Genomic DNA, 15641 nt, shown 5'->3' with positions numbered 1-15641 from the left:
ACAACCTGCAGGCAGAAGAATGATTCACGAAATCGAGGACATGGAAAAAACCATTTCGGAACTGCTCCCGACACGAAACGAAAAAGGCGACAAACGGGCGCAAGGTTGTGCCCTGGTGATTGCCGGCTCCAAGGACATGCCGGGAGCAGCTGCCCTGTGCACCAAGGCCGCCCTCCGGAGCGGTGCTGGACTTGTAACCCTCGCCGCCCCGAGAAGGATTGTCCCCATCCTGCAAGCGAAACTTTCCGAACCCGTTTTTATAAGTCTTGAAGACAGCCGTGCCGGCGGCACGAATTTTACGAAGCGCTCACCCGACGAAATCGGCGGTATCGACGAATGCGACTTTCTGAAAGACCGACATGTCCCAGTGCTTTTAAAAAGCACAAAATACCAGCAGGCGGTCGCCATCGGGCCGGGACTGGGCCAGAGGCAAGAGACCCGGACCGCCGTCCGGAACTTCGTCACCCGATGCAGCGTGCCCATGGTCATCGACGCCGACGGTCTGAATTCCCTCACGGCAAGCGACCTGAAACGGATAGACGCACCCGCCATCTTGACGCCACACCGGCGGGAATTCGCAAGACTCTTCGGCGAACTTCCGCAAGAGGCCGCCGCGCTTCCTGAATTCCTGGCAGGAAAAGCGAAGGAATTTGGAAAGATAATCCTGCTGAAAAACAGTCCTATTCTGGTCGCCACACCCGACGGAGAAATTTTCGCGGTGCCTGCCGCGAATTCTGGTATGGCCAAGGGCGGCTCCGGAGATGTGCTTACCGGAATCATCGTGGCACTATTGGCCCAAGGTTGCACGCCTGCAGATGCAGCCGTCCTGGGAGCGCTTTTACACCAGAAAGCGGGCCAAATCGCCCGTCAAAAACTGGGAGCTTTCTCCATGCTCCCCAGCGATGTCATTGAATGCCTGCCGCAAGCATTTCAATAAGGCAGCAGGCTCAAATATGAGGGCGTCCGTCGCAGCCCCTATTTAGTACCAGCGGCGTTCATCGCCGATGGTTGTACTCGGTCCGTGTCCAGGGAATACTATGGTGTCTTCGGGCAGCACCAACAATTTTTCCTTTATCCCTTTAACCAAGGCATCCTCGTCGCCGCCAAACAAATCGCTTCGACCACGGCTCCCGGCAAATAAAATGTCGCCCGGAAATAGGAGCGGAGGAACATCTTTCTGGCCGTTCACTTCGCCCGGATTCTCGCAGTAAAAAGCGATTCCGCCGGGAGAATGTCCCGCCACGTGAATCACCTGCAGGCGAATGCCCGGCACTTCCACGATGTCACCTTCGGCCAGGTAGTCTCCCAATGCGGGAGAAGGTTCCTCCAGCGGCAGGCCAAACATCCCACTCTGTTCCTCTTGCAAGTCCAGCAAGAAGGCGTCCTCTTCGTGGGCCTCGGGCTGCACACCGTAAGTACGCTCCACAAAGGCATTTCCCAGCACATGGTCCAGGTGCAGGTGGGTATTCAAGAGGTGCCGCACCTTCAGACCCTTCGTTTCGATATAGTCCGCAAGGGCCTTGCGTTCCGCCTCGCGGCCAGCGCTAGGGTCTATGAGAATGGCTTCGCCGGAGTCGCCACCCAGCACAAAGCCGTTCACGCCAAAAGAATTGAAAACAAATTGTTGGAGCAGCATAGGGAGAATGTAGCAATGTCTACTTTCCCACCAGTTCCTGGGCCAGCTTTTTCATACCGTTGAAATCCCACTTGCCGGACCCGAGCTTGGGCACGCTCTCTACGCAGAAAACGGAACCGGGCAGCATCAGGGGCGGAATTCCCGACTTGCGGAGCCTGCGGGAAATATCTTCGGCGTCGCCGCCCTTGACCAGCAGCACAATGCGTTCGCCCTTCACGGAATCGGGAACCGCAGTGACGGCAAATTCAAGACCATCGAGAACCTTGGTTTCGGCGATACGGAGTTCCACCGCCGTGAGCGAAATCATCTCGCCGCCCAGTTTCGCAAAGCGGCTGTAGCGCCCAAGAATCTGCACAAAGCCTTCGTCGGTAAGCACGCACTTGTCGCCGGTCTTGTACCAACGGCGGCCATCTTTTTCAATGATTACGGACGCAGTCTTTTCGCCATCCTTCAGGTAGCCCTTCATGACCTGGGGGCCCGTAACCACGAGCATGCCTTCTTCGCCCTGAGGCAACACCTCGTTGGTTTCGGGGTTGATGATGGCGGCCACGGTTCCCGGAGGCGGAAGCCCGATGCTCGAGTGGTCGCTGCACTTTTCCATGGTCAAGAAGTCATCCAGCAATACATTGGGCGCATTAATAGTAGCAAGGGGCGTGAGTTCCGTGCAGCCGTAACCTTCGTAAATGTCCTTGCCGAACTTGAGTTTGAAGGTTTCCCGCATTTCGGGGCGGAGCTTTTCGGCACCAGCGATGATATAGCGGAGAGAATCCAGACACATGGGGTGGACCCAGCGGTTGATGGCGATAGCCCGCAGGAATGTGGGAGTACCCATCATAATGGTCGTCTTGTACTGGGCACAAACCCGGGCGAGAGTCTTGATGTCGGTGGGGTCCGGGCAAAGCACCATAGGCACGCCATCCAGCAAGGGCATCATGAAGGTCATGGTGAAGCCAAAGGAATGGAACAGCGGGAGCAGCGCCGTCATCACGTCTGTACGGCAGAGTTTCACCACGTAGTCGCACTGCTGGGCGTTGGAAATCACGTTCTTGTGGGTCAGTTCCACTCCCTTCGGAGTTCCTTCGGAACCGGAACTGAACAAGATGACAGCATCGTCTTCCAGCTTGGCGGAACTGAACCAGAGCCTGCGAAGGATTGCCGCAGGGCAAGTCAAAATGACAAGCGTCGCCAACAGACGGCCAAGAGTCGAAACCTTCTGTTCCTCTTCGTCCAAATAAATCAAGCGACACTTCTCGGCGACCTGGGCAAAGGCCGGATTCTTGCCGCACAGTTTCTCGAAAAACGCTCGAGTGGTGACGACGGTAGAAAGTTCCGCCTTTCCCATACAGCCAAGAATGGTATCCACCGGGGCGGTATAGTTCAGGTTGACAGACGTCTTGCCCGCACCCAAGATGGAAATAATCCCGAGGGCGGCATCGCGGCTGGTGGGAATCATGAACCCCACGTTCCTTTCGCCCTTCGCCACAGCCCGAATCTTTCGACCAAAGTAACGGCACAGACGAATCATGCCAAAGCCGTTCACATGTCGGCCCGCAGGGTCTATGAGAATCGGGCGGAAGCGACGTTTTTCCATAGCCTTGAACCAGAGCGGCACAATACTTTCGGAATGGTCCATGGCCATGTTCCAGATGTCCGCCGCCAAGAACTGCAGGTCGCTGCGGATTTTCTGCTCGGAGGCATCCGTCGGGAGCGGCCTCGAAAAACCCACGCTAATCACCCGGTTAAAGGATTGCGGCCGGTTCACGCTTTCAGAGGCATGGCTATAACGGCTCCCCCACAGACCCTGTATGTAGAACGGCACAATCTGCGCGTCCGTTCCTTCAATGGCCTTGGAATAGTCCAGCGAAAACTTCGAGACATAGGGCGTCTTGGAAACTTCGCCTTCCGGGAAAATCACTACCGCCTCGCCGTTCAAAAGGGCCTTGTGGATTTGCTCCATGGCGGGTGCCGGGTCGCGGCGGTTGATGCTAATCAGAAAATTTCCATGAAAGAACCAGCGCTGGTACCAGTCGGCAAAGGTGTTGCGGTTACTAGCAATGCGGAGCGGCCTAGGCGAAGACATCTGCAGCACCGCCCAGTCGATAAAACTGAAATGGGGGCCCACCAAAAGAAGCGGTCCCGATTCCGGAATGTTCTGCACGCCAATCACCTTCACCCGGTAACGGAACACGAAGGCAAAGGCAAAGCGGAGCGCCGCCCGCAAAAGCGTCATGGGGGTCTGCCGCAGATTCATGATAAAGCACAGGGCGAGAATCACCGACAGAATCATGAAGCAATGGTCGATGGTCACCGGCGTAAAAATCAAAAGCAGGGTCTGCCCGCCCATAATCAGGGCCAAAAACGCCATCTGGATAGCGTTCGCCACCGCATGAATCCGGCCCGCCGTATCGGGCCTGGTAAAGCCCTGGATGACCGTCCGCAAAATCACGTAGGCAGAACCCGCGCTCCAGCCGATCACGCCGTAAAGCACAGCCTCAAGCCAGTCGTTATTCACAAAGGGCAGCGAGAACATAGTCACGGCAGATACCGCCGCCGAAAAAGGAATCAGCCCGGTCTCCACGAACCCCTTTGACGCACGTCCGGCGCTCAGGGCGCCCACCACGTAGCCCACGGTGGCGCTGAACATGGACACGGGAATCACCGCCGTATTCAGCATGTCGTTCATGCGCTGGATAAGAATCAGGAAAATCTGGGTCACGCCCCAGAACGCCGAAAGCCCGAGAATCGAAAGCCGCACGATAGGGTGGCTCCAGGTGGCCGAAAATTCCCGCACCGGGGACCGCATTTTCAGGGAGTCGTGGGACTCCCCCACCCGAATGCAGAACGCCGAAACGGTGGTCACCACCGAAAGCCCGAGATAAATCCAGAGGGTCAAATCGATACTCACCGGCGAATTCTCGTGGCCCGAAAGCCCCATGGCAAAAAATGCCGCTCCCGCAGTCCCCAGCACCGACAGCACCATGTACCAGGAATTGATTTTCACCAGGTCCTCAGCCGCCACCATCTCCTTCATGATACCCAATTTGGCGGGGCTCAGAATCGAAAGGAAAATCCCGTAAAGCAGCAACAGGCCGTAGGCCACCCACTCGGCCCCCGCCACGTAGCACACCACCACCGCAATCACCGATGCCAGCATGCCCACCGACGACCAGGCCATCACGCGGCCCTTGCGGAAATGCCCCGCAAAGTAACTCGCCGCAGGCATCATGAAAATGCTGGGCACAAAAATGGCGAACTGCAAAAGCATGCTGCGCCACCAGAACGCCGACCCCTCGAAGGAAAACGAAAGCCACCGTTGAAAGTGGACGAACAGCCCCATCTGCACAAAAATACTGCAAAAAACCAAAATGAAATAGGGCACCACGCTAGGGTAACGGCAAAGCTTCATATATCCTCAAATTTCGGCAAATGTAGCATTATCCCCAAAATAAGGTAGGTTACGAAATAGGGCAAAAATCTTACAATTTCCTCACACCTGTTTTTTGGACCGTCGAAGGCGAAAAGGTCATGGTAAGTACGGATTATGGCGACGGCAACCCGCCAGAGATTGAAGAAGATTCCAGCATGAGTTCCCTTGACGACGTCCTGGCCCAAGAATCCTGCAAAAAGATAAAGACAGAAATCTGCAAAGAGTAACAATCTTACGACAATCGAAGTCCGGCTGCGAGGCCGGACCTTTTTTTAGGTCCAGCATTTATTTTCCGTGCTTTTTCTCGGGAAATAATATATCTTACCTGTAGGAGTTTGGGTATATGTTCGTTTCAAGAAAGACTTTCGGGGCGTTGACCGTCGCAGCCCTTGCCGTGGCTACTTCCGCCCTTGCGACAAGTGCCGTAGTGCAGCCGCTAGACTACACCGACCAACTGCAAAGTTTCTACAATCCGGACCGGGGCTTTTACAGGCCCCAGGTAATTCACTTTCGGCCCGAAACTATCGAAGTGGAGCCATACTACAAGAACCGCCTCATGCACCTGCGGGCGGAAATTTCCGCTTTCTCCAGCAACGCCGTCTGGGATGAAAGTGACCCGAATGCCCACGGCACCACCCAGGACCTGACCGAGGCCATGCTGAATTCTTTCCGCGCCTACCTGGATAAGATCCGTGCCACAAACTCCACCGTCATTGTCCGCTTTTCCTACGACCCCTGGTACAACGGCAAGGGCAACATGGAGCCGCCCCAGGAATGGATCCTGAAACACGTCAAGCAACTGAGCGCCGTTTTCAACGAATACAAAGACGTGATTACCTTCGTGGAGCAGGGCATGTACGGCCCCTTCGGAGAACAGCACACCAGCGCCATCAGCAACCCGCTTTATGTAGGCGAAGGTCTTGCCACCCTCCTGCAGAATACCGACGACGATGTAGATGTAGGTCCGAGAAACCCTAGCGTTCTCGCCCGCGGGCTCGGTTTTAGCCCGACAACAGAAGTCAACGCCGCAGGCGACACCACCGCCTGGAACTACAACGTCTCCTTCAATGTAAATCACCCCTATTTCAAGATGAAGGCAGACTCCCTGGGCAAGGACATCTACCGGGCGGGATTCTACAACGACTGCTACGTAGGAACCGAATACGACTACGGCACCTGGGGCGGCAACTGCAACAGCAGCGTCTGTCGCGAAGAAGGGGTGGCGTTTATGGAGAACTACGCCCATCACGTTCCCTACGGCGGCGAGGCCTGCTCCCCTCCCAGCGGCTATGCTAAAATAAACACCGCAAAATTCATTTCTTACGAAGCTTTCCGCACCCACACTTCTTACCTGAACTACGAACATACCTGGGCCCTGACAAAACCCGACGGTGGAGAATGGCGGCTAGAGGAATTCCACCCGCGGGACACCATCGACAAGGCCTACGAATCCTACACCGACGGAAACGGCGTATTGCAGAATTCCGCCTTCAAGTACATCGACGACCATCTGGGCTACCGCTACGTGCTGCGTCGTTCCTCCATGATGGATTCCCTGGGGCCAGGCAGCCTGCTCCAGCTGGACATGAAAATCCAGAACGTGGGCTTTGGCAACATGACCAAGAAACGCCCCGTCACCGTCGTGCTCAGGAGCGTCACCGAATCCGCAGGCGACACCGTCTATGGCGCGCCGCTGGAACTTAAGCAGACCGGGAACTTCGACCCGCAAGACATTCTCTGCCGAAAGGTTGTGCTGAAGTCGGCGTTTGATGCCAACGGGAACATCGCCGACTACAGCAACGTGCAGTCCGAAACTGTCTCCGACGGCATCAATGACGTGAAGGTGGCGGCCCAGCTCCCCGATTCGCTCGCCGAAGGAAAGTATGCCGTCTATCTGAGAATTTCCCAGTACGGGAACTGGCCCGCCGACTCTAACTACTCCGTAGTCCGCTTCGCCAACGACTCCGCCTACTACGACAAGGAGACTGGCGCTAACCTGGTAGGCAGTTTCGTGCTGAGCAAGAAGGCTCCTGTAGTTACGGCAATCCCGGCATCAAAAAATGCAAAAGGCGGCAAGACTATCCGCCTGGAAAATCACGGCCAGACCCTTACGGTCCAGAACGCCCGTCGTGTGGAGATTTTCGACCTGATGGGACATAGGCTTATGGCACAGGATTTTCAGGGAACGACAACCATTTCCCTGAAAAACTTGCCAAGGACCTCGCTAATTATCAGGACACGCTAGCCCCTAGATCCCAATCCCTAGATCCTAGCCCCTAATCTCCCAGGTCGTGCCTTCCTTACTGTCCTTGATGACCACGTTCATGGCGGCGAGCTCGTCGCGGATGCGGTCACTTTCGGCCCAATTCTTGGCGGCACGGGCTTCCTTGCGGGCGGCAATCAGCGCTTCGATCTTCGTGACATCCACGCCGTCGTTTGCGCCCTTCTTAGCGTATTCTTCACGAGGCTGGTCGAGTTTCAAGCCGAAAATCTGGTCGAAGTCGGCCACGAGGGCGGCCTTTTCGCCGTCGTCGATTTCGCTCTTGAGCATCGTGTTCATGATACCGAGCGCACGCGGCATGTTCAGGTCGTCGCCGATGGCGTCCTTGAATTCCTGCTGGAAAGCCTTGGCGGCATCGCTCGTAATCGCGGTAGCCTTGCCGATCAGCGGATCCGTCTTCTTGTGCAAGCTCTTGAGGCCTTCCTTAGCGCCTTCCAAAGCTTCCCACGTGAAGTTCAGGTAGTTGCGGTAGTGGCTGCCAATCGCGAAGAAACGGTAGTCCAGCGGGTTGAAGCCGCGGTCCATCAACAACGAAACTGTCAGGAATTCGCCGCTGGACTTGCTCATCTTGCCGAACTTAGTCTCGGTGGTGCCGTCTTCCAGCTTTTCTTCGCTAGCGGTGCGCAGGAACTCACCGTGCATCCAGAAGCGGGCGAACTGCACGCCGTTGGCGCATTCGCTCTGGGCGATTTCGTTCGTGTGGTGCACGCGGATGTGGTCCGTACCGCCGCAGTGAATGTCAAGCGTCGGGCCGTTATACTTCATGGCCATGGCGGAGCATTCGATGTGCCAGCCGGGGAATCCGACACCCCACGGGCTGTCCCATTCCATGGCGCGCTTCTTGTCCTTCGGACTGAACTTCCACAGCGCGAAGTCGGTGGCGTTGTGCTTTTCGCCCATGTCGATGCGGCTACCCTTGCGGAGGTTTTCCACGTCGAGGTGAGCGAAGTCCGCGTAGCGCGGGAACTTGAGGCTGTCGAAGTAGATGCCGTCGCTGGTGCGGTAGGTGTAGCCCTTTTCTTCCAGGGTCTTCACCAGTTCAATCTGTTCCTGGATGTGCTGCGTGGCAGGCGTCCAGCGGGTCGGTTCCTGGATGTTTAAACGGTGCCAGTCGGCCATAAACGCGTCGGTGTAGAACTTCGCGATGTCCCAGACGGACTTGCCTTCGCGGGCGGCGCCCTTTTCCATCTTGTCGTCGCCAGAGTCCGCGTCGCTGGTCAAATGGCCCACGTCGGTGATGTTCACGATGTGATTCACCTTGTAGCCGTAGTACTTGAGCGTACGGACTAGAAAGTCTTCGAAAATGTAGGTGCGGAGGTTACCGATGTGGGCGAAGTGGTACACCGTCGGGCCACAACAGTACATGCGCACGGCGGGAACGCCTTCCGGGAGAGTGAATACTTCTTTCTTGCGCGATGCAGTGTTGTAGAATTGAAGTGCCATTTTAAGCCTCCGGTTAAATGCGGCGCAACCTGCGCCAAGCGGGGGCAAATATAGAAAAAAGGCGCTCCTAAGCCGCCAAAACTATTCCTGCGGCTCCCCTTCCACAGACATTTTCCGCTGGCCCGTAATGAACTGGTGCACGTAGGGGTTCGCGGTATTCTTGATTTCATCTACCGTCCCCACCTCGATAATGCGACCGTTGTAAAGCATGGCAATGCGGTCCGCCACCTTGAAGGCGCTCACCATGTCGTGGGTCACCACCACAGAGGTCACGCCCAGCTTGCTCTGCATGTCCAGAATCAGGTCGTTGATCACGTCGCTGGTAATGGGGTCCAGACCGGTGGTGGGTTCGTCGTACAGAAGGATTTCAGGGTTCAGGGCGATGGCACGGGCAAGGGCCACACGCTTTTTCATACCGCCCGAAAGTTCCGAGGGCATCTTGGTGCGAAATTCCGGCACCAGGTTGATCATCTTGAGCTTTTCGGTAACCACGTTCTGGATTTGCCTCTCGGAAAGTTCCGGATGGTGTTCCCGCAGGGCAAAGGCGATGTTCTCGCCGGTGGTCATGGAGTCGAACAGCGCTCCCATCTGGAAAAGCATGCCCATCTTGCGGCGGATGGTATGGGTGTCAAAGAACTTGGGCGTACTGATGGTCACGCCATCTACCGACACCTCGCCACCGTCGGGCTGCAGAAGCCCAATCATGTGCTTCAGGATCACGGACTTTCCACCGCCGGACTTACCGATAATCACCATGGTCTCCCCACGGCGAATATCCAAGTTCACGTCTTCCAAGACGGTCTGAGCGCCAAAGGACTTCCGAAGCCCCTTCAGGCGAATGGCAATATCGTTCGGGTCAATCTTTACATTGGGCATAACGTTACCTATATCCTAGAAGAACATCACCGCATCCAGGGCAAAGTCCGCAATCAAAATCATGAGGCAACTGGACACCACCACGTTCATGGTAGCAAGGCCCACGCCGCGGGCGCCAGGCTTCGCATTCACTCCGTTGTAGTAAGCCAGCGCAAAAATCAGGGTTCCAAACACGAAGGACTTGATAATACCCGCCCACAAATCCATGGAGTCGAACAGGTACTGCATACCCGTATAGTAGGTGTAGGTGGTAATATCCAGGGCGAGCACGCACACAATCCAGCCACCAATCAAAGCGAGAGCGTTGGAGATGGCGGTAAGGCAAGGGATCATGGTAATGAAGGCCACAAACCGGGGCAAGGCCAAATAGCGGTACGGCTCAAGCCCAAGCACCGTGTAGGCCATCAGTTCCTCTTTCTCCTTCATGGAGCCAAGTTCTGCGGCCACGGCGCTCCCTACACGGCCCGCCAACACGATAGCGGTCAGCAGGGGTCCAAGCTCAATCAGCACCATCTTGCAGGCGGCAGTCCCCACGAACTTGTCCGACACCAGATTGTGGAACTCGAACTCCGCCATGATGGTAGCCACCATGCCCGTAAAGATTGACGTCACAAAGAGCAGGGGCAAAGACGACACGCCGATGGAAATCATCTGCTTCACGATCAGGTCCGGATTCTTGTACACGTGGGGCAGCTGCTTCAGGGTCGAAAGCAGCAGGCACACGATCTCGCCGACGCTGGCGATACCCTGGACAATGACCTTACCGATCCAAATGATAGGGCTGAGCAGGATCATGGGCCGAAATCTCCAAAGCCAACAGGTTCAGAGCCGCCACCGTAATCGTCGCAAGAGTACGGCTGGTCGCCGCCCTCGTCGCCACCGTCCGGTGAAGCATTGTAGAAGGTGGTGTATTCCGGTATAAAGGTCATGGGGATGTCCTTCACCGAACCGTTACGGTGCTTGGCCACAATCAGTTCCGCACTGAACTTGTCCTCTTCCTTGTGGGTCCGCACAAAAGCACGTTCCACGAACCAGACCATATCGGCATCCTGTTCGATAGAGCCCGATTCACGAAGGTCACTGAGCTGAGGCCGGTCACGGCCCTTCTCTTCTACCTTTCGGCTCAGCTGGGCGAGGGCAATCACCGGGATGTGCAGCTCCTTGGCCAGAATCTTGAGCCCGCGGGAAATATTGCCGATAGCCACCGCGCGGTTCTCTTCGTTGCCGGTCTTCATCAGCTGCAGGTAGTCCACCACCAGCAGGTCCAGCTGGCCCCTGTGCTTGAGCTGGCGGGCCTTGCTCATGAGCTCCATGATGCCCAGGTCGGCGTTGTCATCGACATACAGCGGGGACTGGTTGATGGGAGCCACCTTCGCGATAATCTTGTTCATCTCGTCACGGTTCAGCTTGCCGTTGCGGAGCTTGGACTGGTCCACCTCGGCCCTGGAACAAAGCAGACGCTGTGCCAGCTGCATGCCGTCCATTTCCAGGCTAAAGAAGGCCACGTGCTTGTTGTAGTCGATGGCGGCGTTGGCCGCGATGGTCAGGGCAAAAGAGGTCTTTCCAACACCCGGGCGAGCGGCAAGGATGATCAGGTCCGAATTCTGGAGGCCGTTGGTCAGGTCGTCCAGCTCCTTGATACCGGTGGGGATTCCCGTAATGCCGTCCTTGCGGTTGTTGAGCCGCTCCAGCAAGGGGGAAACAAAATTCTCGATGGGCTTGACTGCCCCCTTCACCTGCTTGTCGGCAATGGCAAAGATATCCCGTTCCGCATCCTGGATCACGTCGTCGGGGTTGAAGGAGGGGTCCATGGCCTTCTTGATGGTCTCCGAGGCCGACTTGATCATCTTCCTCAGGGTGGACTTGTTTTTCAGGTGTTCCAAGTTCCATTCCACGTTGGCCGAAGAGGCCACCGACTCCATCAGGTCGAAAAGGTATTCCCGGCCGCCTGCCTCGGCCAGCTTGCCGTAGCTTTCCAGCTCCGTCGAAAGGGTCAGAAGGTCAATGGGAGTGCCCTTGCGGTACAGCCCGCTCAGGCCGCGCCAAATGAGCTTGTGCCGTTCGTAGTAGAAAAAGTCCTCTTCGGTAACCACCATGATGACGGTCCCCATGACTTCCGGGTCACGGAGGATACCGCCCAGCAAAAAGCGCTCCGCCTCCAGGTCGTTTGGCACCTGGCGGCTCTCAAAATTCCTGTTGTCACTTACATTTTCAGACATAAATATTCACGATAAAGATAAAATTTTTGCCTGAAAAATTGCCTCGCAAGTTTTTTAATCGGGCGTTCCCTAGCCCCAGTTCCCGAAAGGTCCGCAAAAAACGGGGCCAGGTCGGGCTCTGCTCGCCCCCTCGTCACCTCGGTGGCTCATCGAGCCGCTACGCGTCTCGCCGCACGGCGCGACGATCCCTAACGCAATTACGGGAAAAGATGCCCGCGACAATTATTGTCGTCTGCTTTTTGTATATTGAGAAAGATCCCCGCCTTGGTGGCCATGCGCACTAAACAACAAGTTGTTAAGTGCTGTCCGCCCGCCTTCGCGGGGATGACATTTGCAGGAGGCCCTATGGCAGAACAGACCCGCGGCGAACGCATGATACGCATCTTCGCTTACCTGATGGCGCACTACAACAACCACTACAGCGTAGCCGACATCATGAACCGCCTGGAAATACCCGAAGGCGACCTGAGGAGCGTCCAGCGCGACATGCAGGCGTTGGCGGACATTGACGGAGGCTACATCCGGCGCATCGTCGATAGCGGCAAGACCGAGTACCAGGTGGCTCTCGAACGGGCGGAAAAACTCGTGTTCCCGGAATTCGGCGATACCCTTTTGCACTTCATGTTCCTGCAACGCATCGCCAACATCTACCCCGCCACCGCAAGCCTCATCGAAGACCTTACCGGAAGGATTATGCAAGACCTGCCCGCACGAGAACAGGCCACCCTAGCAAGTTACGCAAAGGAACTGAACGGGCGGATTCTCTTTACAGGCACACCGCCCGACGTTGACGAGAATGTAGGCAAGAACCTGCCCATAATCCTTGACGCCATCCGCAAAAAACAGAAAGTCCAAATCGCCTACACCGACAACTGGGGGAACTTTTCCGACAAGCCCCGCGTACCGTTGATGGTCGCCATCCACCAGGGAGAAATTTATGTAGGCTGCGTCTCACAAAGATTCCCCGGCAAGACATACGCCCTCAAGCTCCGGCGCATTAAGTCCGTAAAGCCCCTGCGCGAACAGTTCGTCGAAGACCCGAAGGTAGTCGAAATCCTCCGCAGGCGCATCCGCTCGGGCACGCTGCTTTCCGGCGACCAGGACCAGCCTTGCGAAAAGGTTGTCATCTACTTCCCCGGCTACGCCAAGAACTTCCTGCAAGAGCGGCCCTACCACCCCAGCATGAAAATCAAGGAACTACCATGCGGCGATTTGCACGTGACAATGAATGTCGCGGTCAACGGACTGCTCAAGCAATGGGTCATGTACTTCGGCCCGATTGCCGAGGTGCTAAAGCCCGCTAAGCTCCGCCAGATGGTCCTGGACAGCGCGAAGGAACTGGTAGGGATGTACGAGGGGAAAGGCAATTAGCGCCGTATAAATATTCTTTATTTTCCCAAGAATGACTGTATTCTGTCATATATTAAATCTCTATACAAAGCCCTTCTTTCTCGACCTTTCATTCGCCCCATAAAATAAGTTGGATGATACGTCCTGAGAATCAGCGTCTCATGTAATGGATTTGTATTTTCGCAGACTTTAAGTTCAGCCAATTCATGTTCGCCAAACGCGTTACTCGAATCAATTGAAATTGATTTAACATTTGTCGTTCCCAAAGCATACTTTTTTAGCAAATCATCATTTTTATTTCCAATCAAAGCGAGAATAACCTTAGGTTGGATCAAACGCAGAACTTGAAAAATAAAATCTTGTTGTATTTCTAGCACGCGATTTGCAAGTTCCCTATTTTGCGATGGAAGGTGTCCCTTATTTTTATCATTTCTGTAAACACTTTTTTCTATACAAAAAAGATTCATCCAGCAATGAGACAACATGCTTCCATTTTGAATGCATCCGTCAAGAAGCCCTCTTTTATAAAGGCTTCTCGAAAATTGCCATAGTTTACCGCGATGTCGAGCCACATCATCTCTAACAAATCTATCATACTCCGCTAAACATCCCCCTAAAAATTTCTCCTGTTTTTCAGGACAATCAATATGGCCCACCCAAGTATTTGTTTCCTGAGCCATAACAACAACTCTATTTTTCAAATACATCTCCGATATCCGAGGTATTAGCGGATAGGTAAAGCCCTCCGAACAATCCACATTTCGAAAGCACTCATAAGCTAGTTTCTGTATTTCATTTTGAATTTTTTCCAAATCATCCATACAAGCACTCTTTTGATTAAGCGAGCATTACCCAAAAGAATAGACGTTTTAGCAATATCACCATCCCAAATACTTCTTCAACTCCGCAAAGCATTCTCGATGGGCGTCAATGTTTATACCCATAGACGGATGGTGCATACACCAAATGGGGACGGGCAGGAAGCCATTTAATGTGAACAAATGTAGGTTTATTCCAGCACAATTCTTGCTAATCTCAACTTGATCACGAGCCTGCGGGAGATATTTCCATTCTAGATTATCCCACCCCCAACCGACAATCAAATCAGGACGCAGAATTTCCATAACCTCGGCAAGGGCCTTTGCAGACAAAGCCTTTAACTCAACTGTTAAATAGCGCTTATCCGCATGGTCGCCTTCGCCAATGCTTTTTTGGAAGAAATTATAGAAGGCAATCTTGTCATAAACCTCATGTGGATTGACATCACGGACAGAGGCAAGAACATTTGCCGTATTGCGGTGGCACTGCGCCCATTTGGGGAGTGCCTCACCCTTATCGTAGTTTTCCAGGAAATCATTCTCGACAACTTCCCGAGTCCACTCATGATAGCCGTTGCTAGATTGCGGGCCATAATGCGATTCTCCCAGCACAAGAATCTTGTGCCGTGCGCTCGCATAATCCTTACCCACGTATGGGTAAAAGTTGATGTATTGCGAGGAAGCAAATCGATTATCATATACAATAATAGACATAAAAATCACATCAAAAAAAATCAAGCAGCACTGAAAAAATCTGCAAGCGTTTTGTAATAATAATCTGCAACCTCTCTATGATATTTAGTAATTTCGTTTTGATAATCTGTTTGGCGCCTTTTAATTTTTCCATTTACTGTCCATAGAGATACTATAAGTGCAATTGCCATCACAATACAAACAGCTACTGACGCCAGCGTAACGAGTATTGGCGACTGACTAAAATAATTTTGAATCATATATCCATCAACACCCAACATCACAACCAAAGGAATAACAACTGAAACGGCTTTCGCAAGCACACCCTTACTGGGCTCTGAAGGTAACACGGGCATATAATTCAAAATTTCTCCATTTTGTTCTGCAAGGCGTTTTAGTTCTTCTGTTTTATCACCAGCGTCTTCAATAATTTTTTCCCTATAATCGTTGATCATTTCTGCAAGGATTATTTGATTATTTCCAAAATTTTTTCGATAACGATTCAATTTATCAAAAACAGCAACTAAAAAATGATAAAATTCTTTTCGTTGCTGTTCTAACTGTTTCTTTTTAAACAGATGTTTAAAGAAAAGACTTATAAAATTAGAATTTTTTATTCCAAGGCAAGCTTTTTCGATTACGATTTTAGCTGATATTTTTTTTGCAGCGACAGCAGTACCTCCTATACCACCTGTTATTGCACAAAGAGCAACAGATGTGACAGATTGCTGCAACTCATCGACTGCCATATCTAGCAATTGCTCACTTTCTTTGTTATGATTATTTTCTTCATAACTTAACTGCGCTTCTTGAAAAAAAACCAAAGAATGCAACATCAAACCCGCATTTCGTTGATAATTTTCTTTTTCTTCTTTAGTTTGAGCCAATGTGATGGAAT

General features: G+C 53.5%; 12 protein-coding genes. 3 read left to right on the top strand and 9 right to left on the bottom strand.

The features are described from left to right. Window positions 1-19 precede the first annotated feature (19 nt). Window positions 20-937 carry an NAD(P)H-hydrate dehydratase gene (locus IKB43_10640; GenBank protein ID MBR2470582.1) on the top strand — a complete coding sequence of 306 codons (918 nt, stop codon included), beginning with the start codon at window positions 20-22 and terminating at the stop codon, window positions 935-937. Window positions 938-979: 42 nt separating this feature from the next. Here the strand turns inward: IKB43_10640 and IKB43_10635 are convergent, their stop codons facing one another. Both IKB43_10635 and IKB43_10630 read right to left on the bottom strand, forming a co-directional pair. Further along, the gene (locus IKB43_10635; protein ID MBR2470581.1) at window positions 980-1636 is read right to left on the bottom strand and encodes an MBL fold metallo-hydrolase; all 657 of its coding nucleotides are present in this window, start codon (window positions 1634-1636) and stop codon (window positions 980-982) included. 19 nt (window positions 1637-1655) lie between these two features. Next, on the bottom strand, window positions 1656-5042 hold the full coding sequence (locus tag IKB43_10630; GenBank protein MBR2470580.1) for an AMP-binding protein: 3387 nt from the start codon (window positions 5040-5042) through the stop codon (window positions 1656-1658). Between the two features lie 364 nt (window positions 5043-5406). On the opposite strand from IKB43_10630, the gene IKB43_10625 reads away from it, so the two are divergent. Continuing rightward, entirely contained in the window at window positions 5407-7308 is a 1902-nt protein-coding gene (locus IKB43_10625; protein ID MBR2470579.1) for a DUF4832 domain-containing protein, read from the top strand. A gap of 24 nt (window positions 7309-7332) precedes the next feature. On the opposite strand, the gene cysS is transcribed toward IKB43_10625, so the two are convergent. From cysS to dnaB, 4 genes are all read right to left on the bottom strand, one after another. After that, window positions 7333-8787, bottom strand: a complete 1455-nt coding sequence (cysS, locus tag IKB43_10620) for a cysteine--tRNA ligase (GenBank protein ID MBR2470578.1) — start codon at window positions 8785-8787, stop codon at window positions 7333-7335. An 81-nt stretch (window positions 8788-8868) separates the two neighbouring features. After that, window positions 8869-9663 (bottom strand): ABC transporter ATP-binding protein, encoded by a 795-nt coding sequence (locus IKB43_10615; protein ID MBR2470577.1) that lies wholly within the window; start codon window positions 9661-9663, stop codon window positions 8869-8871. Between the two features lie 15 nt (window positions 9664-9678). After that, window positions 9679-10458, bottom strand: a complete 780-nt coding sequence (locus tag IKB43_10610) for an ABC transporter permease (protein ID MBR2470576.1) — start codon at window positions 10456-10458, stop codon at window positions 9679-9681. Continuing rightward, window positions 10455-11882 carry a replicative DNA helicase gene (gene dnaB, locus IKB43_10605; GenBank protein MBR2470575.1) on the bottom strand — a complete coding sequence of 476 codons (1428 nt, stop codon included), beginning with the start codon at window positions 11880-11882 and terminating at the stop codon, window positions 10455-10457. The genes IKB43_10610 and dnaB overlap by 4 nt, the downstream gene beginning before the upstream one ends. 345 nt (window positions 11883-12227) lie before the next feature. Between dnaB and IKB43_10600 the strand changes: the two genes are divergently transcribed. Next, window positions 12228-13253 carry a WYL domain-containing protein gene (locus IKB43_10600; GenBank protein MBR2470574.1) on the top strand — a complete coding sequence of 342 codons (1026 nt, stop codon included), beginning with the start codon at window positions 12228-12230 and terminating at the stop codon, window positions 13251-13253. 17 nt (window positions 13254-13270) lie between these two features. Here IKB43_10600 and IKB43_10595 read toward each other — a convergent pair whose 3' ends face one another. The 3 genes from IKB43_10595 to IKB43_10585 all read right to left on the bottom strand — a co-directional run. Next, complete coding sequence (locus IKB43_10595) at window positions 13271-14053, bottom strand: hypothetical protein (GenBank protein ID MBR2470573.1); 783 nt, start codon at window positions 14051-14053, stop codon at window positions 13271-13273. Window positions 14054-14110: 57 nt separating this feature from the next. Then, window positions 14111-14788, bottom strand: coding sequence for a hypothetical protein (locus IKB43_10590; protein MBR2470572.1), 678 nt, complete (start codon window positions 14786-14788; stop codon window positions 14111-14113). After that, window positions 14785-15641: hypothetical protein (locus tag IKB43_10585; GenBank protein MBR2470571.1), on the bottom strand; the 857-nt coding region annotated here is incomplete at its 5' end. The genes IKB43_10590 and IKB43_10585, both read right to left, overlap by 4 nt.

The organism is Fibrobacter sp. (assembly GCA_017503015.1).
In the GTDB taxonomy this organism is placed as follows: domain Bacteria; phylum Fibrobacterota; class Fibrobacteria; order Fibrobacterales; family Fibrobacteraceae; genus Fibrobacter.
The sequence above is the reverse complement of the archived record's forward strand: the minus strand, read 5'-3'. Positions and strand labels throughout refer to the sequence as shown.

Excerpts from the sequence above, each read along its gene's own strand:
- IKB43_10640 (MBR2470582.1), top strand. The coding sequence starts at position 20 with ATGATTCACGAAATCGAGGACATGGAAAAAACCATTTCGGAACTGCTC.
- IKB43_10635 (MBR2470581.1), bottom strand. The coding sequence starts at position 1,636 with ATGCTGCTCCAACAATTTGTTTTCAATTCTTTTGGCGTGAACGGCTTT.
- IKB43_10630 (MBR2470580.1), bottom strand. The coding sequence starts at position 5,042 with ATGAAGCTTTGCCGTTACCCTAGCGTGGTGCCCTATTTCATTTTGGTT.
- IKB43_10625 (MBR2470579.1), top strand. The coding sequence starts at position 5,407 with ATGTTCGTTTCAAGAAAGACTTTCGGGGCGTTGACCGTCGCAGCCCTT.
- cysS (MBR2470578.1), bottom strand. The coding sequence starts at position 8,787 with ATGGCACTTCAATTCTACAACACTGCATCGCGCAAGAAAGAAGTATTC.
- IKB43_10615 (MBR2470577.1), bottom strand. The coding sequence starts at position 9,663 with ATGCCCAATGTAAAGATTGACCCGAACGATATTGCCATTCGCCTGAAG.
- IKB43_10610 (MBR2470576.1), bottom strand. The coding sequence starts at position 10,458 with ATGATCCTGCTCAGCCCTATCATTTGGATCGGTAAGGTCATTGTCCAG.
- dnaB (MBR2470575.1), bottom strand. The coding sequence starts at position 11,882 with ATGTCTGAAAATGTAAGTGACAACAGGAATTTTGAGAGCCGCCAGGTG.
- IKB43_10600 (MBR2470574.1), top strand. The coding sequence starts at position 12,228 with ATGGCAGAACAGACCCGCGGCGAACGCATGATACGCATCTTCGCTTAC.
- IKB43_10595 (MBR2470573.1), bottom strand. The coding sequence starts at position 14,053 with ATGGATGATTTGGAAAAAATTCAAAATGAAATACAGAAACTAGCTTAT.